This is a genomic window from Algibacter agarivorans (assembly GCF_039543245.1).
GTDB lineage: Bacteria > Bacteroidota > Bacteroidia > Flavobacteriales > Flavobacteriaceae > Algibacter_G > Algibacter_G agarivorans.
Genome location: NZ_BAABJJ010000045.1, coordinates 1 through 22,238, shown reverse-complemented (window position 1 = coordinate 22,238; position 22,238 = coordinate 1). Strand labels below are relative to the sequence as shown.

Sequence of the window (22,238 nt, the reverse complement as noted above, 5' to 3'; positions counted from 1 at the left end):
TTTGTAACTTCAGTAAGTTTCGCAGTTTTGCCCTATAATCATTAAAACAAAAAAATATGAATTATCAAACAACAGTTTCAGTAGATGAAAAGTCTAAAGAAACAAAAACAAAAAAAGAAGTTAAAGTGTATGATCAAAAACCAACATCGGCTTTTATCGGCGCATCTTGGTCTGCTTTATTAATTGGAATGACATCGTATTGTATTGGTTTGTGGAATGCCGGTATGATGCTTAATGAAAAGGGATATTATTTTACCATACTGCTTTTTGGTCTCTTTTCTGTAATCTCTGTTCAAAAGGCGGTAAGAGATAAAATGGAAAATATTCCTGTTACAGATATTTATTATAGTATTAGTTGGTTTACAACAGTAACATCAATCGTGTTGTTGGTTATCGGGCTTTGGAATGCCGATTTGCTTTTAAGCGAAAAAGGCTTTTACGGAATGTCATTTCTATTGAGTTTGTTTGCTGCCATTGCTGTTCAGAAAAACACGAGAGATGTTCAATATATAGATAGGAATATTGAGGAAGATATTTAATAATTGGATAAAGTGTCAAAACAAAAAAATATAAAAGGGTTGTTTTGATGGTTGGTTAGTTAACCCAAAACCTCGTGGCTAATGGCTGCGAGGTTTTAAAATACAAACTCGTTTTTTATTGTATATTAGTATTCAAACTCCGCTTATGCCTTATTGGTTACATATTCTTATTATAGTTGTTGTTGCTTATGCTGTAATAAGTATAGCCTTGTATTATTTACAAGATTATATGTTGTTTAAACCTGAAAAACTCCCAAAGGATTTTGAATTTTACTATGAAAATCAACATACCAAAGAATATAATTTAGAAACTAGGGATGGTGCAGTAATCAATGGATTGCTCTTTAAGCCAAAAAGCGAATCAAAAGGTATTGTACTATACCTAAAAGGGAATTCTAAAAGTATAAAAGGCTGGGGGAAGTTTGCGGTAGATTTTACCAGACATGGTTACAATGTCTTGATGGTAGATTATCGTGGCTTTGGGAAAAGCACAGGCAGGCGCTCACAAAAAGCCATAAAAAGAGATTTACAAGAAGTATATAATAAGATAAAGGAGCGCACCACTGAAGATCGGATTATTTTATATGGCCGTTCGTTAGGTTCAGGGTTTGCTGCAAAGCTGGCGTCTATGAATAACCCGAAAATGTTAGTTTTAGATGCGCCGTATTACAGTTTAACAAAAGTTACGGCACGTTATGCGCCTTTTATGCCATTGTCTTTGCTTATAAAATATCCGTTACCAACTTATAAGTGGTTAAAATATGTGCAATGCCCAATTCATATTATTCATGGGACTAATGATAAATTGATTCCATATAAAACCAGTGTAAAATTGTCTAAAGTAAATCCTAAACGCACCAAATTACATACTGTGATCGGTGGCGGGCATAAAAATTTGAATAACTTTGAATCCTATCATGAAATGATTCAGGATATATTAAACAGTAAGCCACAAAATATCGATTTGTCAACAACAAGTATTCATGTTAAACACACCTCAAAACCGAGTAAAACAAAAGCTTAAAAAGGCAGGTATTGTTTTAATTAGCCTCTATCTTATGGTTGGTACTTTATTGAATTTTTTTCAAGAGAAAATGTTGTTTTTGCCAACGGTATTAGCGCAAGATTATGAGTATCAGTTCTCATATCCTTTTGAGGAATTGTTTTTTAATACAGACCATGAAGCAGTTATAAATGCTATTCATTTTAAAGTGGAAAACCCTAAAGGCGTGATACTCTATTTACATGGAAATGCAGGCGATTTATCTCGCTGGGGTTTGGTTACAGAATATTTTGTTGAGAAACAATATGATGTTTTGGTGATGGACTATCGGACTTTTGGAAAAAGTACTGGAAAGTTAAGTGAACAAGCACTTTATGATGATGCGCAATATTGTTATGATTATTTAAAGGGCAGGTATAATGATAGTGATATTACTATTTACGGACGCTCATTAGGAACAGGGATTGCTGCTTATATAGCCTCAAAAAACACGCCGAAACAACTTGTTTTAGAAACGCCTTATCATAGTATTTTAGATGTGGCGCAATCGAGATTCCCTATGTTTCCGGTAAAACAGCTTTTAAAATATAAACTACCAAGCAATCAATATATAAAGCAAGTTAATTGTCCAATTACAATCTTTCACGGAACAGCAGATGTTGTAGTGCCTTTTGCTTCAGCTGAAAAGTTATTTGATCTTTCAATAAAGGAACAAACAAAATTTATAACTTTTGAAGATGGCAATCATGGGAATTTAATTTCATTTGATAAATACCATCATCAAATTAAAATAATATTGCCTTAATCTACTTTAAGTGTAGATAAATGATATGAATGAATCTTGCGTAGGTATTAAATTATAATTTCCTAATTACTTCTATGATACTATTGGAAAATGGATACTCCAGTTTTTATCACATTACCGGTTATTGCTTTTATAGATTCTTATTAGAACGCAGAAAGTATTAGATTAACCCCTAATAAGTTCGAAGCGATATTTAAAATTTCTTAAAAAATTAACATAAGCATGACTAAATCTTAAAGAAAAACTAAAATATCGACAAGAGCTGTTAAACATTTCTAAAATACTTCTACAGGTGGAAATAATTAACTCTATTTGCACTGAGTTTAGTTAATAGTTTAGTTAGTTTAGTTAAAAAAAAGCCGGTAATTTATAAATTACCGGCTTTTTCTATATGTATGATCTTAATAAGTATTAAACCATTTCAACAAACAATCCATTATCTGTTTTTTCAACTTTAGCAAGATTGTTCTTAGTTAATTCTTTAATGGTTTTATCCCATTTTTTATTTGATAAACCTGATTGCGATTTTAAATCAATCAAAGTCAATTTTTCGGCCTTCTTTAAAACTTCAAAAACTGCTTTAGCATCATCGCTAATAGTTAATGGTTTCTTCTCAGGTCGCATTTGCGGAAAGAATAAAACCTCTTGTATAGATTGGTTATTCGTTAAAAACATAATCAATCTATCCATACCAATGCCCATCCCCGAAGTTGGCGGCATACCGTATTCTAGAGCCCGTAAAAAATCATGATCAATAAACTCAGTCGCTTCATCATCACCTTTAGCAGCCAATTTTAATTGATGCTCAAAACGTTCGCGCTGGTCAATAGGGTCATTAAGTTCAGAATAGGCATTCGCAATTTCTTTACCACAAACCATCAATTCAAAACGCTCCGTTAATTCAGGATTTTCACGGTGTTCTTTACATAACGGACTCATTTCTTTAGGGTAGTCCGTAATATAAGTGGGCTGAATATAGTTGGCCTCACATTTTTCGCCAAAAATCTCATCAATAAGCTTGCCTTTTCCCATAGTGTTATCCACTTCAACACCTAAGTCTTTAGCCGCTTGTCTAATCTCTTCTTCGGTTTTACCAGTAATATCAAAACCAGTAAAATGTTTTATGGAATCTGCCATAGTTACTCTGGCATAAGGCGCTTTAAAATCTATTTCATGTTCACCAAACATAGCTTTTGTAGTTCCGTTAACGGCAATAGCGCAATGTTCAAGTAAACGTTCACAGAAATCCATCATCCAATTATAATCTTTATACGCCACGTAAATTTCCATGGCTGTAAACTCAGGGTTATGGGTTCTGTCCATACCTTCATTTCTAAAGTTTTTAGAAAACTCATAAACGCCTTCAAAGCCACCAACGATCAATCGTTTAAGATATAATTCATTGGCAATTCGCATGTATAAGGGGATGTCTAAAGCATTGTGGTGCGTTATAAATGGACGTGCAGCAGCACCACCCGGGATAGGTTGTAGTATAGGCGTTTCCACCTCAAAATACCCAGCATCATTAAAAAATGAACGCATGGCATTAAACAATTTGGTGCGTTTAACGAACACATCTTTAACATGCGAGTTTACCACCAAATCGGCATAACGTTGTCTATAACGCTGTTCAGGGTCTGTAAATGCATCATGTACATTGCCTTCTGCATCGGTTCTTGGCAAAGGCAATGGTTTTAAAGCTTTACTAAGCAACGTAAAATCTTTGACCCTAACACTTTTTTCGCCAACTTTAGTCGTGAATAATTCGCCTTCAACACCAATAAAATCGCCAATATCCAACAGTTTTTTATAAACATCGTTGTATTTGCTTTTGTCATCGCCTTGGCAAATTTCATCTCTATTAAAATATACCTGTATTCTACCTTCACTATCTTGTAATTCAGCAAAACTAGCATTTCCTTGTATACGTCTAGACATCAATCTTCCAGCAATAATAACTTTATCGCCTTCTTTAAAATCCTCCTTTATTTGTTTAGAAATATGCGAAACAGGATACAAATCTGCTGGGTAAGGGTTAATGCCTAATTCGCGTAATTTTGTTAGTTTTTCTCTTCTTACTAATTCTTGCTCTGAAAGCTGCATCTTATGATTTTTTGAATCGCAAAATTAAACTATTTAAAAAAAATGAAAAGCTTCTTTTTAATTATTCTTTGTTTTTATTCATTCACGGACAGTGTTTTTATAACAATTTGTGAAAATTGTTTTTGTTTATGACATACATCATAGATTGTTAAGTGATATAGTTTTTATTTTGATGTAATTATTACAATAGGTTTTGTCACCTATTTGTTTAAATGTTTTTTTTGCTTTTTATAATCAACGTGTTATTGAATAGATATAATTTAAACTTCATTAAGATGAAAAATTTAATATTAATTTCGCTAGTCTTTTTTACTGTTAGTTTTGACTTGCTAGCACAAGAATTGTCTCCATATATTAAAATTGGGGAGTCAACAGAAAGTGTTCAGGAATTATCAGAGAAAGTTATTTCTGCATTAAAAGATAATTCATTTGCAGTTTTAGGAAGTTATAATCCTGCAAACAATAGTTCTTTAAGGGTTATTGCATTTACAAGAAGTGATTTAAGTAAGGCATCAATAAAAGTGATAGATAGAGGCGCATTAGCTGCAGTCTTTAAAGTGGGTTTGGTTAAAAAAAACAATAAAGTAACTATCTCTTATACTAACCCAGATTATATTTTACGAGCTTATTTAAGAGATAGCTATGATGCATTTGGTAATACTTTTAAAATATTTAGTGCAGATTTAAAAGCTGCATTTTCTACTATTGGAAACGAGTTTGTCCCATTTGGAGGGACTGTGCAAGCAGATAAATTAAAAAAGTACCATTATAAAATTATGATGCCTTATTTTACTGACCCAGTTGTGTTAAATGAATTTGCTTCATTTGAAGAAGGAGTGAAGACCATAGAAAACGCTTTAAATTCTAAAGAAGGAAATACAAAACTTGTTTATAAGCTGATTTATAATAATGCTAAAGTGGCTGTTTTTGGTGTAGGATTACTAAATAAAGAGGATGGGGAATCATATTTTTTACCAATTATTGGTGAAGATCATGTAGCTGCTTTACCTTATGAAATAATATTACAAGATAAAGTTGCGACTATGCTTCATGGTAAATATAGACTTGCTTTACATTGGCCTGATTTATCAATGGGGACTTTTATGAAAATTATGAGTACTCCAGGAGATATTGAAGATGCTTTAGAAGTTCTTTGTCAATAAATAGTTTTAATTCTTACTTTAATAAACTGAACTGGTTTGAACTTTTTTGATTGAAGCGAAAAGTAGAGATTTTTTCCTCAATTAAAGACTTTTTTGAACTGCATAGCATCGTTACGGAGTTATAAAAAGACGAAAAGTGAGTGAAAAATATCATTTTACAGCCAATTAAAAAAAGTTTAAATGAGTTCAATATTCAATTGTAACAAAACTCATAAAATTACGTCAAATTAGTATCGTCAATTAAAATAAATCATATCATGAGTTTTTGGAGAGTTTTACTGTCTATTATTTGCCCACCTTTAGCAGTTATCGATAAGGGTTGCGGATCTATTATAATCGTCTTTTTATTATGGCTTTGTGGCTGGGTGCCAGGAGTTATAGCCGCATTAGTGATACTGAATAATCCTAAAATTTAGTATGCAATCGCAGTTTTTAGTCACAGTATTTAATACGTGATAAAAAGTTTATATTTTCAAAATTCACGAAAAGCAATCATCCATCATCGGTCATTTGTCTTCCGTCTTTTTTGCATAAAATATCGTAATTTTGCGGTTCATGAATAAGCAAATAAAACTTCAAGATTTAGGACTCAAAGACTATAAACAAACCTGGGATTACCAAGAACAGTTGTTTAGAGGCATTGTGGATACTAAAATTAAAAATAGGCGAGAGGCTGCTGGTTTGGAAACCGATAACTTTTTCCTGTTTGTAGAGCATCCGCATGTGTATACTTTGGGTAAAAGCGGGGATATGTCAAATTTGTTGGTTGATGTAGCGCAATTAAAAGCTAAAAATGCAACTTTTTATAAAGTAAATCGAGGTGGAGATATCACTTATCATGGCCCAGGGCAGATTGTTGGTTACCCAATAATAGACTTAGATAATTTTTTTACCGATATTCATAAATATCTTCGTTTTTTAGAAGAAATGATTATTCTAACGCTTGCTGAGTATGGTTTAAAGGCAGAACGTAGTCCGGGAGAAACGGGAGTATGGTTGGATGTGGGTACACCATTTGCTAGAAAAATATGTGCCATGGGTGTTCGAGCAAGCCGTTGGGTAACCATGCATGGTTTTGCCCTTAATGTAAATGCAAATTTGGGTTATTTCGATTTAATGATTCCATGCGGAATTCGTGGTAAGGCTGTAACATCTTTAAATGTTGAACTCGCTCAAAAAACGGTTGATGAAGCTGAGGTTAAAGAAAAACTGTTAAAGCATTTTTGTCATCTTTTTGAGGCGGAGTTTTTATAAGGTACGTTTAATGCAAAGATAAAATTCCGTTTCAAAGAACTTTATCCGTTGTCAAACAAAAGTTGTCTGAAAATATTTGTAAAGTCAAGTAGGGATATGCGAAAAACTTTGCTGTAATCAATACTTCTCAGGCACAAAAGTCTGGTAGTCTATAGGTGGGCGCACATACGCTTTATAATCAGGTAATTCTGGAAGTTCTATAGGTTTTAAATCCATTTTCTCATAAGGTATTTGGCTTAAAACATGGCTAATACAATTTAAACGTGCCTTTTTCTTATTATCTGCATTTACCACATACCAAGGCACTTGTTTCGTGTCAGTATGAGCAAACATATTGTCTTTGGCTTGTGAATATTCCAACCATCTGGATCGCGATTCTAAATCCATAGGACTGAATTTCCAGCGTTTAAGAGGATTGCTGATACGGTTTTTAAAACGCTTTTCTTGCTCTTCATCACTTACCGAAAACCAGTATTTTAATACAATGGTTCCAGACCGTACTAGCATGCGTTCAAATTCTGGACAAGACCTTAAAAATTCGTCATACTCATCATTCGTACAAAAACCCATAACCTTTTCTACGCCCGCTCTGTTATACCAACTTCTGTCAAAAAGCACAATCTCGCCAGCAGCCGGTAAATATTGGGCATATCTTTGAAAATACCATTGTGTTTTTTCTCTTTCGGTAGGTACGCCTAAGGCTACCACTTTACAAACACGAGGATTTAACGGTTCTGTAAATCTTTTAATAGTACCGCCTTTTCCTGAGGCGTCTCTGCCTTCGAAAATAATGACCACTTTTAAACCTTGTTTTTTAACCCATTCTTGAAGATGTACCAACTCGGTGTGTAATTTTGCTAGTTCTTCGTCGTAGTTGAATTTATTATCTTTTGACATGCTTGGTTTTTTGAAAACACAAGTTACTGAAAAACAAAAAAATGACTAGGTGATAATTGACTTTTTTGTGAGTTAAAAAGGTAATTTATAAAGATTCTTATTAATCCTCTGCATTAAAAAACACTTTATAATAGTGCATTTTCTTTTCGTCATCATAACCACGTTCTAAATATTCAGCAGAAGCGTCTGGGGCATCAATATCTAGCTTTATTTGTATGTTGGTGTCCAGTTTTATATCAGTTTTTATTTTTCGCTTTTCTTTGGTTACAACAGCTTCGGCAACATCAAATTGATTTCGAATAACTAAATTTTGTTCGCCTTCAAATTCTTTTTTATAATTGTCAAATTCTTTTTTATGTTTGTCTTCTTCAAAAAGTTCATCTTTAAAGCGCTCTACGTTTACTACTTCATTTTCTTTAAAAAAATCAATGGTTTTTGCTAAAAATGTGTTTTGTTCTTGTGCGCCATAACTGGTTTTTAAAATTTCGGTAGAGAAGTCTTTACAAAGTTCAATATACTGCTGGGTATGGTTATTGGCATCATCGGCATATTTAATATTTAAAAAATGATTGATCCAATATTGCGCATCGTAACTATTATTATCAACACTTAAAATAATGTTGCCTTCTCCATCAGATTGATTCAAAATCAAACAGCCTTTATCTACTTTTTTAGAGCTAATGCCTTTTTGAACCAACACATCATAACTATTATTTTCTAAATAGGTTTGAAAGAAATTCACTTTGCTTTCTATTTTAAATATACCAATAGCGTTGGTGGTTATATCTCTAAATTCTATGCCTTCGAACATGACAATTAATACGTCGCCAGTTTTTATTTGTGCAGAACTAGATTGTTCAAATAAATGCGTAACAATGTGTTTTGAAATTTCTACAAAACCATCTTCATCATTAAACAACTGAGTACTATAACTGTTAATCTCGTTAAGCGAAATATTAGCGTGATGATTAAAACGGTAGCTTTGCACCACGCTCCCAAAAGGTCTTAATAAAAATGGTAGCATTAAATCGTAACTAGCTTCATCAAAATCTACAGTTTTATCTGAAAAAGCATTTTTGGTATCGTTGAATTTATTTCCAACTTTATGAATAATGAATTGAGAAATGGCCGCGTTTTTTCTTGAAATCATGTAAAGTATATTATAAATGCAATACTATTAAATTAACTTGAAATTATACCAAAAAAAGAGCACCAAAGCATTACACTTTGGTACTCAAGATTCGAGGACTTATTTTTTGAGGTTAAAAAGCGTTATTTATTGAAACTTGTATGCTCTGAATATCCCATTAGTTTGCCGTTCTTTTTATAGGATTTACTTTTTACAACACCAACACCTTCTGCAATCCATTCCTTAATATTAATTTTATTTTCATTGATATTTTACAAATTCTATACGTCTATTTTTGGTTTTTTCTACATCTCCTTCAAAAAAATCAATTGCTTTGTTTGCGCTTTAGGAAATGGTATGGTTAATAATGGAACCATCCAAAAAGTAAGGATGCTTAATACCTTTTTTGAGTATTCCATTTGTAAGTGTTTGAATGATAGCTGGTATAAATATAAAATTATTTTTTTAAAACAAGTTAAAAGTCTGGAAATAAAATAACTAACTAATTAATTTGATAAAGAATTATTGAGTTGGACTCCCCTTTTGTTACGAACTCTAAATTTTGGTCCTTATCAATATTATCAAGGGTTATTGATGAGTTTCCATATACTGGGAAGTTCGGAAGCAGTTTTGATTGACTGTCATACAGGTAAATTTTATGCGATTGTAGGTCTGTTATTGAAACATAAATTTTATTGTTAATATAAAAGAGTTTAGGGTTTGAGTAATCGCCAAAATCCAGCTCGATAGTTTTGTTTTTTATGGATAGTTTGTTTTCGCTTTGCGCTACCAAAGTTTTACTTGTGGTTTCAATATGGTGTTTTTCCGAAAGGTTTAAGGTTTTTGTTGATACGTTACCTTTGGTGTCAACAGAAATTAAATCCCCGTTTAAAGTTGTTGTTGTGAACGTATTATTATATAAGTAAATAGGTTGGTTAGAATAGTTGCTCGATGTTTTTGGAGTTACTCTAGTTTTTCCAATTCTGTCTAAAATATAGAGTTTGTTTTTTGTTTTAAAAGTAATATAATCTTTGCTACCAATTCTAAAATGTTTGGGTTGGCAAGCAATAGCGTTGTTGGCAGATTTAAATGTAAAGCCTTTTACAATTTTAGCTTGTACATTATACATTAAAACGTTTTTACCTTGAGTAACTAACAGCCTGTAATTTTTGCGTTTATCATAATCAAAAACAGCCAAAGGTTGTGTGATTTCATCATTGAATTTTGCTGGAAATGGTGCTACATTTTTTCCGTTTCTAGCAATTACGTACACTCTGTTAGGTGTTGCAAAAGCGAGTTGGAGTCTGCCGTTTTTATAAATGTCTATTTGTTCAACGTTTCCTAAAATGGGACCTTGTAATTGTTTTTTCCAAAGAATTTTTCCTTTATTAGAAATTAAATACAGATTGTTATTTACATCCTGAACAATAATTTCTTTCTGTTTGGTAATATGGTTTTTTACAAATTGCGGATTGGTCAATAAGTTTATGTCCAGTTTTATATGGAGTTCTTCTGAAACGGAATGTATGGATGATTTAGTTTTACTCTTTTTTATAATACCATTTACATGAGCAAAGTTGTTGTCATAAATAAATTGAATAGCAGATGCGTTATAATCTGCTAGTTTGTAATTCTGACTTTCTTTAAAGTTTTTGTTCAATATAGATTTTAATGTTGAAGCATTTGTAACTTGTAATAACGATGCAGCATCGCTCAATTTTTCTTTTATATTTTTAAAGTAAGCTTTATCAGCAACAGTTGTTTTATTTTGGTAATTAGCAATAATACTTTGTAGTATTTCAGTATTAGGGGCAAATACAAAAAAGTTGTCTAAAACACAGTATACGTTGGTGTTGTTGTAAGTGATTAAAGGATTGAATGTTTCAGCAAATAATAAGGGCTGACTAAAATTATAAATATCAATTTCACGGTAAGTTTCAATCTTGTTTTTTTCGCTTAACAGGGCATCATTGGTAGCAATAACATCAATGGAATTTAGGGCTATAGCACGGTTTTTGGCTTCATAAATAACACCAACTTCAATAATATCATCAAAAAGAGTCGTGGAGCTGGCTATAGAATCTTTTTTGTTGAATTTTGCTAAATTTGTTTCAATAGTTTTGAAATTATTGAAAGTAAAACTCATAAAACCATCGCTGTTTGAAGGTGTTATGCTTTGAATTTGATTGTCTTGTGGGACCGTGTTTTTAAAAATATTAATTAAGCTTTCTGTTGAATCTGATGCTTTTGTTATACCATTAAAATAAAGTTCATTCTGACCCATTTCAACATCTACGACTATATAATTTGTAAATGTTTTTAGAGATAGCGAGTCCTTAATAAAAAAAGATTTTATAAGTGTATTATTAGGTTTTACTATAACAGAACATGTTTTGTCGTTACTAGCGGTATTATATATCTTTTCTAATGCATCAGGTTTATTTGAATTGTCAAAAAGATTGTCAATATGAGTTCTTGAAGAAGAAGCAAAAAATGTACTGTCAACTATAGTGCTATAAAATATGTTATTATTAATTGTAGATTTTGTAATCGTTTTGTTTTTGTAATTAAGTGTTTCTTCTGTATAGTTTGGTAACGAGTCCGTTAAAAATAAACCGTTGTTGTATTTTGTAATTATGGAATATTGAAGGCTATCGTTTAAATCTTCAGAAAAACAAATTAAAATGGCACTTGTAGGGTTTAAAAGAGATAAGCTTTCAAGTTTGTTTTCTAAATTTTTATATGAATTGTTCTTAGAAATTATCTGTAAAAAATCACTGTTATTTATACTACTTTTTAAACTCTCAAGATGAGATGTTTTTATGATTATTGATGTGTTTTCTGGAACAAAATCGATAAGGTTAGTTCGGTTTGTTTTAGAGTTTGAGCAACTAAAAATAAATATAAGGAGGAGGAAAAAACAAAAGAATCTCATGGATTTAATAAATTTCTGTAAAGATAAAAACTTAGAGACTGTAAATATAAAAACAGCCTTTATATATCAAACTTTAATTGTTCGGGCAATAATCTAAACGATTTTCTATGGTATTTTGTTACGCCATATTTTTTAATAGCTGCTCGGTGCTCTTTAGTGGGGTAGCCTTTATTTTGTTTCCAGTTATACATCGGGAATTCTTCATGAATGGTATTCATATACATATCGCGATGTGTTTTTGCCAATACTGAAGCCGCAGCAATACTTAAATATTTGGCATCGCCTTTAATAATGGTTTCAAACGGAACGTTCTTATAAGGTTTAAACTTATTGCCATCAACAATTATAAATTCTGGTAAGGGATTTAATTGGTCAATAGAAAGTTGCATTGCTAAAATGGAAGCGTTTAAAATATTGATACTGTCAATTTTTTCTTGAAATACATGAGCAACCCCAAAACTTAAAGCTTGTGCCTCAATAATAGGTTTTAAAATATCCCGTTTTTTTTCACTCAGTTGTTTTGAGTCGTTTAAAATTAAATTCTTAAATTTTTTTGGAAGCAAAACAGCAGCAGCGGTAACAGGTCCAGCAAGACAACCCCGACCAGCTTCGTCTGTGCCACATTCCAACAAAAAATCTGAATAGTTTGGTAATAACATGGCGCTAAAATATTGATAATACCAAATGAATTTTAAAATTGTGCTGTTAAATTTGAAATATAAAGTAAATATAAACGAATTCAACCCATCATTTTTGAGGTTTATTTGGTCTAACTCCTTAAAGTTTAATTATTATGCGGGCATAATAATTTTGAGGGGTTTGATAAGAATTACTTAAAACACATTGTAAAATATTTAATTATTATTAGTTTTTGTTGTTATTTTATCATCTATATAAGCTTTTTTTTAATTAAAATTCATTAAAGTTGTGTTGGTTGTCTAATTTATTAAGATTTTTTTAACTGTTTTTTTGTTTCTTTAAGATAATATTTGGAAATTCGTTGCAGACTAACTCAAATAATTATTAATATGAAATTAAAATTGACGTGTTTGTTAATACTGTTTTTGGTGTTTTCAATTCAATTGTCTAATGCACAAGAGAACAAAATTACGGGTACGATTACGGACGCTAATAATCTGCCAATTGGTGGTGTTACAATTGTTGTGGATGGGACAAGAAAAGGTGTGGTTTCAGATTTTGATGGAATCTATACTATTTCAGCTAAAACGGGAGATGTTTTAAAGTTCAGTTTTGTTGGATTGCAAACTCAAATGATTACAGTTGGAGCTGAAAGTTCCATTAATGTCGTTATGATTGAGGATGTAGAAAGTTTGGATGCTGTAGTTGTAACTGGGTATCAAAATGTTAAACGAGAACTCTTTACGGGAGCTTCCCAAACTATTAAGGCAGCAGATATTAAGCTTGATGGAGTTGCCGATATTTCAAGAGCTCTTGAAGGTAGGGCCGCAGGTGTAAGTGTACAAAATGTTACAGGCACTTTTGGTGCTGCACCCAGAATTACCATTCGTGGCTCTTCATCTATCCTAGGTGATACTAAGCCAATTTGGATAGTAGACGGCGTTATACAAGAAGAAATAGTTAATTTATCTGTATCGGACTTAGTTTCTGGAGATGCTAGTACACTATTAAGTTCTGCGGTCGCAGGTTTAAACGCTTCAGATGTGGAAAGTTTTGAAATTCTTAAAGATGCTTCGGCAACAGCATTGTATGGAGCTAGAGCTTTAAACGGGGTAGTTGTTATTACTACAAAATCCGGAAAGAGAAACCAAAAGCCTAAATTTAATTATACATCAGAATATGCTGTTAGAGATATTCCAAGATACACTAACTACGATTTACTAAACTCACAGGAAACAGTTTCTGTTTACAGAGAAATGGAGTCCAAAGGGTTTTTAGATTTGCCTTCTTCATTTCAAGGAAGATATGGAGGTATCTACAATATTATGTACCGAGCAATTAATAATTATGATTCCAGTACAGGACAATATCAACTCGAAAATACCCCAGAAGCAAGAGCTCAATTTTTAAAGCAATTTGAATTAGCTAATACCGATTGGTTTGAAACGTTATTTAATGCAACGCCAACGCAAACGCATGGTTTAAGTTTCTCTAGTGGTAGCGAAAATTCTACGTCTTATGCTTCTTTAGGTTATTATACTGATGGCGGATGGACTATTGCAGACAGAGTGCGACGAATTACAGGGAATTTAAGAAATACGTTTTATTTAAGTGACGATAAATTAAAGATTACGACTCAATTACAAGGGTCTATAAGAAATCAATTAGCTCCGGGTACATTTGCGAGAGAAGAAGATCTAGTTAGTGGGTCTTATACAAGAGATTTTGATATTAACCCATTTAGTTATGCACTTAATACAAGTAGAGCTTTACGCCCGAGAGATAATGATGGAAATCTAGAATATTCGCGTTACAATTGGGCGCCATTTAATATTATTGATGAACTAGATAACAATGGCATAGAAATCAATGTTTCGGATATTAAGTTTCAAGGACAAGCAGAATATAAGATTAATGATAATTTAACTTATAACTTTTTAGGGTCTGCTCGTTATGCAACATCTAATAATGAACATTCTATAAAAGAAAATTCTAATGTTGCAGGAGCTTACAGGTCCGATGAAACGACTGTTGTGAGAGATGCTAATAACTTTTTGTTTTCAGACCCAGACGACCCTAATGCACCACCAAGAGTTGTTTTGCCTGTTGGAGGAATTTTAATAACATCAAAAAACACATTAGTAACTTACACATTTAGAAATACTTTAGATTGGACAAAACGATTCAAAGAAGACCTTCATGGTCTTAGAATTTATGGCGGACAAGAATATAGATATACGGATAGAAGTGAAAGTAGTAATACAGGTTATGGCTATCAATTTGATAGAGGAGGGACTGTATTTACAGATCCAGATATTTTAAAGAAAGCTATTTTAGATGGTAATCCTTATTTTTCTGCATCAGAAACTAGACAGAGAGAAGTGTCTTTCTTCGCTAATGTAACTTACGATTTTGATAAAAAATATGTTTTAAATGTTACAGGTAATTATGAAGGTTCAAATAGAGCAGGGAAATCTTCAGAATCTAGATGGTTACCAACATATACCGTTGGTGGAAAATGGAACGTAGATAAAGAAGATTTTATTCAAAATTCCAATGTCATTTCTAGTTTAGCATTTAGGCCAAGTTATGGTCTAGTGGCCTTATTAGCTGATAATGCTACAAATAACTTAGCAGTATTTCGAAATCAAATAACAGATAGATTTAGTAATGATGATCGTGAAAACTTCATTGATATTGAAGATTTACAAAACAGCGAATTAACTTGGGAGAAAACCATAGAGTTAAATTTAGGATTAGATGTTGGGCTTTTCAATAATAGGATCATGATGAATTTTGATGCTTATTTTAGAAAAGGAAAAGATTTAATTGATTTAATTAGAACAACAGGTATAGGTGGAGAATCGATTAAATTAGGTAACAATTCAGAAATGACCACCAATGGTGTTGAGTTTCAATTAAATACGGTGAACATTGATAACGATAATTTTAGATGGAAAACAGGATTTAATATTTCAAAATTTAATCAAGAAGTGACCTCTCTTAAACAAGAATCTAACGTATTCGATTTAGTAACAGGCACAGGTAGAGGTAATGCTATTGGATTTCCAAAAGGGGCTTTGTTTTCTTTTCAATTTGAAGGACTTAACGAATGGGGCTTACCAATTTTTTTAACACAAGACCCAGAATTTGCCCCTTCTAAACCTTATGATTTGGTGGATTTTCAAGATACTGATAATGTATTGGACTATTTAAAGTATGAAGGTGCAACAGAACCCAATTTATCAGGAGGACTTGCAAATAATTTCACATATAAAAATTGGGATTTTAGTTTCTTTATCTCGTTTTCAGCTGGGAATAAAGTAAGACTTGCCCCTGTTTATGATTCAGTATATGATGATTTAGATGTGTTCCCAAGACAGTTTGTAAATAGATGGATTGCCCCTGGAGATGAAAATATTACGGATGTACCAACTATTGCTTCGCAAAGTTTATTACAATCTTATGGTAGTAATGAATTAGAAAGAGCGTACAATGCCTATAATTATTCAAGTGAGCGTGTAGCTGATGGCGATTTTATTAGAATGAAAAATATATCTTTAGGATATACTTTAGATAAACAGATTGTTGATAGACTAGGACTTTCTAATGTTAGAATGAGTTTGCAAAGCACCAATCCATTTTTAATTTATTCAGATTCAAAACTAGGAGGACAAGACCCAGAGTTTTTCAGGTCAGGCGGGGTAGCTTATCCAATATCTAGATTATTTACTTTTTCTCTTAACGTTGGATTTTAAAAAAATATACAATGAAAAATATAAAATATAATATTACAACTATTGTTGCTCTATTTTTAATGATATCCTCATGTAGTGATATTCTAGATGAAACTCCAGACAATAGGACAACAATTGATTCTCCAGAAAAAATAGCAGAACTATTGGTAGGAGCATACCCAGATGCGGCTTATGTCTCATTTTTAGAACCCATGTCTGATAACGCAGGGGATAAAGGACCAAGTGCGGACACAGGTATAGATTTTGCTACAACACTGAACGAACGCATGTTCTTTTGGGATGATATTAATGATACAGATGAAGATACACCCACTTACTATTGGAATAGAGCATATAAAGCCATTGCACAAGCAAATCAGGCATTATTATCTATTGAAGAGTTAGGTGGCAATGCAGAATTTAATCATTTAAAAGGAGAAGCACTCATTTGCCGTGCCTATGCACATTTTATGTTGGTAAACATATTTTCAAAAACATATAACTCATCTACTTCGGCTTCAGACATTGGAATACCTTATGTTACAGAGCCTGAAACAGTTCTCTTAGGTGATTATGAGAGAGGCACAGTAGAAAATGTTTATAATAACATAAGAGAAGATCTAGAGCAAGGCTTACCCTTAGTTGAAGATGATTATAATGTGCCAGCTTATCATTTTACAAAAAAAACAGCTAATGCTTTTGCTGCGCGTTTCTATTTGGTTATTGGAGAGTGGCAAAAAGTCGTAAACCATAGTACTTTAGCAATTGGTACAGGAGGTGCAGGTGTTTTAAGAGACTGGGAAAATAATTATAGACCAGCTACCTATTCGGAACAAACAACATTATATACGTCTTCTAATTTTGAGCCTGCCAACTTGTTATTAGTTTCTGCAGAGTCAATTTATGATAGGTATCATTATGCGGCAAGATATCAATTAAATAACGATAAAAGAGATGAGATTTTTCCAAATGCAAACGGAACGGGACAACCTTGGTCTTACTCGGTTTTTGGAAGCGGCGATTTATATTTTAATATTCCAAAATTTCAAGAATATTTTAAAGTTACCAATCAAGCTGCGGGTACTGGTAACGCATTTGTTACTTTCGTCTTATTATCTACAGATGAAGCCTTACTAAATAGAGCCGAAGCTTATGCTATGCTAGGACAATTAGACAATGCCTTAGCAGATATAAATATGTCTTACTCGGTTAAAACACGGTTATACGACCCCGCTTTTGATGAGCTAACAGTTTTAGATGTTCAAACACGTTTTGAAGTTACAGATCCAACCACGTACACGCCTTTTTATACTATTCCGGCTGAGTCTTTAGCATTTGTACACGCCGTTTTAACTATTAAAAGAACTATTTTTTACAATGATGGCTTAAGATGGTTTGATAATAAAAGACATAATATGGTTATTGAGCATCAAGATATTTTTGGTAATACGTTCACGTTGCCCAAAGATGATAATAGACGATTGCTGCAAATACCTGAAGCGGCACAGTCTTTTGGGATACAACAAAACCCTAGGTAATACTAAAAACTTAAAAAAAACATCAAAATGAAAAAATATTTATACATAACAATAGCATGCATGGTATTGGCTTTTCCAACATCATGTACCGATGGTTCGGATAGTGTTGGCGAAAGTCAAATAGACACAAGTGTACCCATTTTAAACGATTTAGATATCTGGTTAAGAAGTGAATTTGTTGCACCTTATAATATAGAAATGCTTTACAAATGGGATATTAATGATACTGATGTGGATAGGTTTTTACATCCACCTTTAGAATCTAGTGTAAGACCAGTAGCGGAAGCTTTACAAAAAGCTTGGATAGAACCTTATACGCTAGTTGGAGGTGCGGATTTTATAAAAAAAATTGCACCACGACAGTTTACTTTAGTTGGTAGTTTTAATTATAACCCCAATAGTCCAACAATTACATTAGGAGTTGCAGAAGCGGGTGCGAAAATCACATTGTTTAATATAGATTTTTTAGATTTTACTGATATAAACAGTATTAAGCAACCTTTAAAAACGGTTCAACATGAATATGCACATATCTTAAACCAAAATATTCCTTTCGATGTGGCTTACGGTCAAATAAATCCTGCTGACTACACAGCTCAATGGTTTAATAGATCCAATGCCGAAGCTAGAGAATTAGGTTATATAACAGCGTATGGCTCAAGTCAAGAAGGCGAAGATTTTGTAGAAATGGTGTCAGAAATGCTTACTAATTCAAAAGAAGATTTTGATGCTATTGTTGAGAGTATTTCAAATGAAGAATCAAAAACATTTATAAGACAAAAAGAAGCTATGGTTGTAGATTATTATAAAACTAATTTTGATATAGATTTATATGAACTACAAGTTATAATCGATGCCGCAACTCAAGAACTAGTAAATTAAAAAATGATGAAAAAGATATTTAAAAATTATTGGTTTATCTGTTTAGTGTTTTTATCCCTTGTATCATGTAGTAATGATAATGTGGAAGTGCTTTTTCCAGATTCGCCAGCAGAAAGAATTGCACAACAAAATAGTGAGTTATTAAATTTATTATTAGCAGAGCCAAATGGTTATAAAGGCGTTTATTTTACTAAGAATGATGAATTTGGAGGCTTTACTTTTTTTATGAAGTTTAATGCAGATGGTACCGTAGAAATGACCTCTGATTTTGATTCTGATTCAACTATAGAAACATCTTCTTATGAAGTTCGTTTTGGAACAACAAACGAATTGGTTTTTACAACCAGAAATCATATCCAAAAAGTAAGTAATCCGGAGTTAGAGGGGGCTATTGGAACTGGATTTAAAGGAACATCTGTATTTCAATATTTTGGAAATGAAAACGGAGTGCTGTCTTTCAGGGATGTTAGGAATAGAGATACTGGACATTTTGTTTTTACGCCAACAAATTTCACTGATTTTGAAGATGAAAGCATTATAAGTGTTACAAAATCCTTAACCAATAGAAATGATTTTGAAAGCTCTGATGGTGTTACGGCATTTCCATTTATGAGTATTGATGATGGGACTAATTTAAAACAATATGCCCTTAATTATGATAACATAAATATTTTTGCTAACCCTACTACGCAAGCCGATGATGGTACTGTTTCAGATGAAGAGTTCGGAATGGTATTTACAGAAGATGGTCTTATTATAAGCCCCGCTTTAGAAATCAATGGTGTTACTATTGAAAATTTCACTATAGATGATACATCTTTAGGTATTCAATATGTTGGAACCGTTGGTGGTGTTACAGCTAAAATTGGATATGGTAACGTTCCAGTAACACCTCTTGATCCTTATGATTTTGGAGTTAGAAGAAATAGAGCATGGGTTAATTTTGATGAGCCTTCTAAGTCGAGTACAGCGTATCATAATTTCTATGCGGAATACACTGCCTTTTTGGAGGCAACTTATGGACTTACCATAGACTTTATTCTTTATAATAATTTAAATGACGTAAACGTTCCTGTACTTTTCTTTGGAACAAACTTTGGTGTGTTTTTGTTTGGAGTAGATATTGTTGTTACTGATGGTATTGTAGTCTTTGCCGACAACGGGTTGTCAAATGGAGTGACTCCAGGTACAAAAGCTATTTTTCAACCTTTAATAGACCTTTACATGGGTGGTCCAGAAGGGTTTTATTTAAATAACACTGGTAACTTAGAAGGTTTTTCTAATAGAACATTTTCAATGATTAATGTTGCAGATCCAACCATGGAAATAAATTATTGGGACCAGTAAAAAAAATAATAGAAGCGATAGTTAAAAAAGTTCGTGTTTAACGGACTTTTTTATTGGTAATTACTCAAATGATGAGTTTATTTTTTTTAAAATAAATAATTTTTCCATTTTAATACGTTATCATATTTTGTATATACATTTGCATTCGTAATATTTGTAGCAAGTAAAGCCAAAGCAAGATTTTTATATTTATGAATAAAGTAGTTCTAGTGTTTTTTTTCTTGGGAATATGTCTCACTACTATTGCGCAAGTAAAAAAGCAATTTCCAATTGAAAATAGTCAAGGAGGAGCTATTAAATCTCAAGATTCCATAAACACAGAATCTAGGAAAAGCACAAGCATTGAAAACTTAAAAAACCCTAAAGCCAAAATAGAAGACTACCTAATTATTTCCCATGCAAATGACACAACTTATGTGGATACGACGCTAAGCATTCAAAAAGATTATAAATTCAATTACCTGCGTAAAGATAATTTCGGTTTAATGCCGTTTTCTAACTTAGGGCAAACCTATAACAGTTTAACATACAGTTTTGAAAACACCAGTTTAATGCCCGGTTTTGGCGCACAAGCCAGGCATTTCAATTACATGGAAATTGAAGATATAAATTATTACCGTGTACCAACACCATTAACCGAGTTGTTTTTTAGAACAGCCTTTGAGCAGGGGCAACTAGCCGATTCGTTTTTTACTGTAAATACATCACCTCAATTTAATTTTTCAATTGCATATAAAGGAATGCGCTCCTTAGGAAAGTATCAACATATATTAACGAGTACAGGTAATTTTAGATTCACATCAAATTATAGAACTAAAAATAACCGTTATAATATAAGGGGGCATATAGTAACCCAAGATTTATTAAATCAGGAAAACGGGGGGCTTCAAGATGATCAAGTGGAGCCTTTTGAAACTGGAGAAGAAGAATTTTTAGACCGTTCCATTCTAGAAGTGAATTTTGAAAATGCCGAAAGCATATTACGTGGGAAACGTTTTTATTTAGATCATAATTATAAGATGTTTAATAAAGTGGTCGAGAAATATCTTCCACAAAGTTTAAATGATTCAATCTCAAAAAGTAGACTGGTTGTAAGACATATAATGTCGTTCGAAGATAAATACTTCGAGTATGATCAAACATCTGCAAGTACAGCTTTTTTTGGAGACGCCTTCAAAAGTTCAAATTTAAAGGATAGAGCCACTTTAGAGAATTTTTACAATCAAGTACAATTAGACTTTTATAATAATGTGCTTGGCAGCTTACAATTCAATATCAGCCACAACAATTACAATTATGGGTATAATAAATTAGTAGTCTTAAACGGAAACACAATAACCAACAGGCTAAAAGGTAACATCTTTGCAGCAGGCGGTAAATACCATAAACGGTATAAAGGATTTGATTTACAAGGCGAGTTTGGAGTAAATATATCAGGAGATTTCGATGGTAATTACCTAAAAGCACACGCCACATTTAAACTAAATGATGATATAGGAGCAACAGCATCCATTAATCATAGCTCCAAAGCACCAAATTACAATACCTTATTATATCAAAGTGATTATTTAAATTATAACTGGCAGAATAGTTTTAACAACACCGAAACCCAGCAATTCGCATTTAAGTTGCAATATAAAGAGTACATTAAGCTAACCGCAGATTTTAATACTGTAAATGATTATATGTATTTTAAGAAGGATGAAACCACCCAACAAGTTCAGCCTTTTCAAAATGATAAAACAATAAGTTATCTAAGGTTTAAATTAGAAAACGAAATCAAGTTTGGAAATTTGGCCCTAAACAATACCATACTCTATCAAAATGTAGATGATGACAACAACACGCTAAACATCCCGGAATTTACAACCAGAAACACGTTGTATTATTCCAATCATTTATTCAAAAAAGCTTTGTATCTTCAAACAGGCGTCACCTTAAACTACTTCACAAAGTATTATATGAATGCCTATAATCCATTATTGGCAGAATTCTATGTGCAAACAGATAGGGAATTTGGAAACTTTCCGCGTTTGGACTTCTTTATAAATGCAAAAATTCGTCAAACCCGCATCTATTTAAAAGCAGAACATTTCAATTCAGCATTTACAGGCTATAACTATTACTCGGCACCAAACAATCCGTATAGGGATTTTACAGTACGCTTCGGTGTCGTTTGGAACTTCTTTCTATAAAAGTATAATTTTCATTTGGGCGTTCCCCCGAAAAAGGGTCGGGCTTTCCACTATATCTTTTTTTTTAACGTC

The 22,238-nt window shown here is 32.4% G+C and carries 17 protein-coding genes; 11 read left to right on the top strand and 6 right to left on the bottom strand.

Annotated features, from left to right (window positions below; genetic code table 11):
* The first annotated feature begins 56 nt into the window (after positions 1 to 56).
* The 3 genes from yiaA (at position 57) to ABD935_RS16320 (ending at position 2,347) form a co-directional block, all read left to right on the top strand.
* Entirely contained in the window at positions 57 to 539 is a 483-nt protein-coding gene (yiaA, locus tag ABD935_RS16330) for an inner membrane protein YiaA (protein ID WP_345193957.1), read from the top strand.
* A 145-nt stretch (positions 540 to 684) separates the two neighbouring features.
* A complete protein-coding gene (locus ABD935_RS16325) occupies positions 685 to 1,563 on the top strand; it encodes an alpha/beta hydrolase (RefSeq protein ID WP_345193955.1) in 879 nt (292 codons plus the stop codon).
* Complete coding sequence (locus tag ABD935_RS16320) at positions 1,523 to 2,347, top strand: alpha/beta hydrolase (protein WP_345193952.1); 825 nt, start codon at positions 1,523 to 1,525, stop codon at positions 2,345 to 2,347. Before ABD935_RS16325 ends, ABD935_RS16320 begins: the two co-directional genes overlap by 41 nt.
* A gap of 411 nt (positions 2,348 to 2,758) precedes the next feature.
* On the opposite strand, the gene lysS is transcribed toward ABD935_RS16320, so the two are convergent.
* Complete coding sequence (lysS, locus tag ABD935_RS16315) at positions 2,759 to 4,450, bottom strand: lysine--tRNA ligase (protein ID WP_345193950.1); 1,692 nt, start codon at positions 4,448 to 4,450, stop codon at positions 2,759 to 2,761.
* A 275-nt stretch (positions 4,451 to 4,725) separates the two neighbouring features.
* On the opposite strand from lysS, the gene ABD935_RS16310 reads away from it, so the two are divergent.
* The 3 genes from ABD935_RS16310 to lipB all read left to right on the top strand — a co-directional run bounded on the left by ABD935_RS16310 (position 4,726) and on the right by lipB (position 6,867).
* Positions 4,726 to 5,613, top strand: a complete 888-nt coding sequence (locus tag ABD935_RS16310) for a hypothetical protein (RefSeq protein ID WP_345193948.1) — start codon at positions 4,726 to 4,728, stop codon at positions 5,611 to 5,613.
* Between the two features lie 257 nt (positions 5,614 to 5,870).
* Complete coding sequence (locus ABD935_RS16305; protein ID WP_345193946.1) at positions 5,871 to 6,029, top strand: YqaE/Pmp3 family membrane protein; 159 nt, start codon at positions 5,871 to 5,873, stop codon at positions 6,027 to 6,029.
* 139 nt (positions 6,030 to 6,168) lie between these two features.
* Positions 6,169 to 6,867 (top strand): lipoyl(octanoyl) transferase LipB, encoded by a 699-nt coding sequence (gene lipB, locus ABD935_RS16300; protein WP_345193943.1) that lies wholly within the window; start codon positions 6,169 to 6,171, stop codon positions 6,865 to 6,867.
* Between the two features lie 117 nt (positions 6,868 to 6,984).
* Here lipB and ppk2 read toward each other — a convergent pair whose 3' ends face one another.
* The 5 genes from ppk2 to ABD935_RS16275 all read right to left on the bottom strand — a co-directional run bounded on the left by ppk2 (position 6,985) and on the right by ABD935_RS16275 (position 12,487).
* Positions 6,985 to 7,764 carry a polyphosphate kinase 2 gene (gene ppk2, locus ABD935_RS16295; protein ID WP_345193941.1) on the bottom strand — a complete coding sequence of 260 codons (780 nt, stop codon included), beginning with the start codon at positions 7,762 to 7,764 and terminating at the stop codon, positions 6,985 to 6,987.
* A gap of 100 nt (positions 7,765 to 7,864) precedes the next feature.
* The gene (locus ABD935_RS16290) at positions 7,865 to 8,914 is read right to left on the bottom strand and encodes a nucleoid-associated protein (RefSeq protein WP_345193939.1); all 1,050 of its coding nucleotides are present in this window, start codon (positions 8,912 to 8,914) and stop codon (positions 7,865 to 7,867) included.
* 122 nt (positions 8,915 to 9,036) lie between these two features.
* Positions 9,037 to 9,141, bottom strand: a complete 105-nt coding sequence (locus ABD935_RS16285) for a TapB family protein (protein ID WP_345194011.1) — start codon at positions 9,139 to 9,141, stop codon at positions 9,037 to 9,039.
* Positions 9,142 to 9,395: 254 nt separating this feature from the next.
* Positions 9,396 to 11,828 carry a ribonuclease HII gene (locus ABD935_RS16280; RefSeq protein WP_345193937.1) on the bottom strand — a complete coding sequence of 811 codons (2,433 nt, stop codon included), beginning with the start codon at positions 11,826 to 11,828 and terminating at the stop codon, positions 9,396 to 9,398.
* A 59-nt stretch (positions 11,829 to 11,887) separates the two neighbouring features.
* Positions 11,888 to 12,487 carry a ribonuclease HII gene (locus tag ABD935_RS16275; protein ID WP_345193935.1) on the bottom strand — a complete coding sequence of 200 codons (600 nt, stop codon included), beginning with the start codon at positions 12,485 to 12,487 and terminating at the stop codon, positions 11,888 to 11,890.
* Between the two features lie 369 nt (positions 12,488 to 12,856).
* On the opposite strand from ABD935_RS16275, the gene ABD935_RS16270 reads away from it, so the two are divergent.
* The 5 genes from ABD935_RS16270 (at position 12,857) to ABD935_RS16250 (ending at position 22,166) form a co-directional block, all read left to right on the top strand.
* The gene (locus tag ABD935_RS16270; RefSeq protein WP_345193932.1) at positions 12,857 to 16,225 is read left to right on the top strand and encodes a SusC/RagA family TonB-linked outer membrane protein; all 3,369 of its coding nucleotides are present in this window, start codon (positions 12,857 to 12,859) and stop codon (positions 16,223 to 16,225) included.
* An 11-nt stretch (positions 16,226 to 16,236) separates the two neighbouring features.
* On the top strand, positions 16,237 to 17,742 hold the full coding sequence (locus ABD935_RS16265; RefSeq protein ID WP_345193930.1) for a RagB/SusD family nutrient uptake outer membrane protein: 1,506 nt from the start codon (positions 16,237 to 16,239) through the stop codon (positions 17,740 to 17,742).
* 27 nt (positions 17,743 to 17,769) lie between these two features.
* A complete protein-coding gene (locus tag ABD935_RS16260; protein ID WP_345193928.1) occupies positions 17,770 to 18,624 on the top strand; it encodes a zinc-binding metallopeptidase in 855 nt (284 codons plus the stop codon).
* 3 nt (positions 18,625 to 18,627) lie between these two features.
* Complete coding sequence (locus ABD935_RS16255; protein ID WP_345193926.1) at positions 18,628 to 19,971, top strand: DUF4302 domain-containing protein; 1,344 nt, start codon at positions 18,628 to 18,630, stop codon at positions 19,969 to 19,971.
* A gap of 191 nt (positions 19,972 to 20,162) precedes the next feature.
* A complete protein-coding gene (locus ABD935_RS16250) occupies positions 20,163 to 22,166 on the top strand; it encodes a putative porin (protein WP_345193924.1) in 2,004 nt (667 codons plus the stop codon).
* Positions 22,167 to 22,238: the final 72 nt, after the last annotated feature.

Excerpts from the sequence above, each read along its gene's own strand:
- lysS (WP_345193950.1), bottom strand. The coding sequence starts at position 4,450 with ATGCAGCTTTCAGAGCAAGAATTAGTAAGAAGAGAAAAACTAACAAAA.
- ABD935_RS16275 (WP_345193935.1), bottom strand. The coding sequence starts at position 12,487 with ATGTTATTACCAAACTATTCAGATTTTTTGTTGGAATGTGGCACAGAC.
- ABD935_RS16250 (WP_345193924.1), top strand. The coding sequence starts at position 20,163 with ATGAATAAAGTAGTTCTAGTGTTTTTTTTCTTGGGAATATGTCTCACT.
- lipB (WP_345193943.1), top strand. The coding sequence starts at position 6,169 with ATGAATAAGCAAATAAAACTTCAAGATTTAGGACTCAAAGACTATAAA.
- ABD935_RS16260 (WP_345193928.1), top strand. The coding sequence starts at position 17,770 with ATGAAAAAATATTTATACATAACAATAGCATGCATGGTATTGGCTTTT.
- yiaA (WP_345193957.1), top strand. The coding sequence starts at position 57 with ATGAATTATCAAACAACAGTTTCAGTAGATGAAAAGTCTAAAGAAACA.
- ABD935_RS16325 (WP_345193955.1), top strand. The coding sequence starts at position 685 with ATGCCTTATTGGTTACATATTCTTATTATAGTTGTTGTTGCTTATGCT.
- ABD935_RS16290 (WP_345193939.1), bottom strand. The coding sequence starts at position 8,914 with ATGATTTCAAGAAAAAACGCGGCCATTTCTCAATTCATTATTCATAAA.
- ppk2 (WP_345193941.1), bottom strand. The coding sequence starts at position 7,764 with ATGTCAAAAGATAATAAATTCAACTACGACGAAGAACTAGCAAAATTA.
- ABD935_RS16310 (WP_345193948.1), top strand. The coding sequence starts at position 4,726 with ATGAAAAATTTAATATTAATTTCGCTAGTCTTTTTTACTGTTAGTTTT.
- ABD935_RS16255 (WP_345193926.1), top strand. The coding sequence starts at position 18,628 with ATGATGAAAAAGATATTTAAAAATTATTGGTTTATCTGTTTAGTGTTT.
- ABD935_RS16265 (WP_345193930.1), top strand. The coding sequence starts at position 16,237 with ATGAAAAATATAAAATATAATATTACAACTATTGTTGCTCTATTTTTA.
- ABD935_RS16320 (WP_345193952.1), top strand. The coding sequence starts at position 1,523 with ATGTTAAACACACCTCAAAACCGAGTAAAACAAAAGCTTAAAAAGGCA.
- ABD935_RS16305 (WP_345193946.1), top strand. The coding sequence starts at position 5,871 with ATGAGTTTTTGGAGAGTTTTACTGTCTATTATTTGCCCACCTTTAGCA.
- ABD935_RS16280 (WP_345193937.1), bottom strand. The coding sequence starts at position 11,828 with ATGAGATTCTTTTGTTTTTTCCTCCTCCTTATATTTATTTTTAGTTGC.
- ABD935_RS16270 (WP_345193932.1), top strand. The coding sequence starts at position 12,857 with ATGAAATTAAAATTGACGTGTTTGTTAATACTGTTTTTGGTGTTTTCA.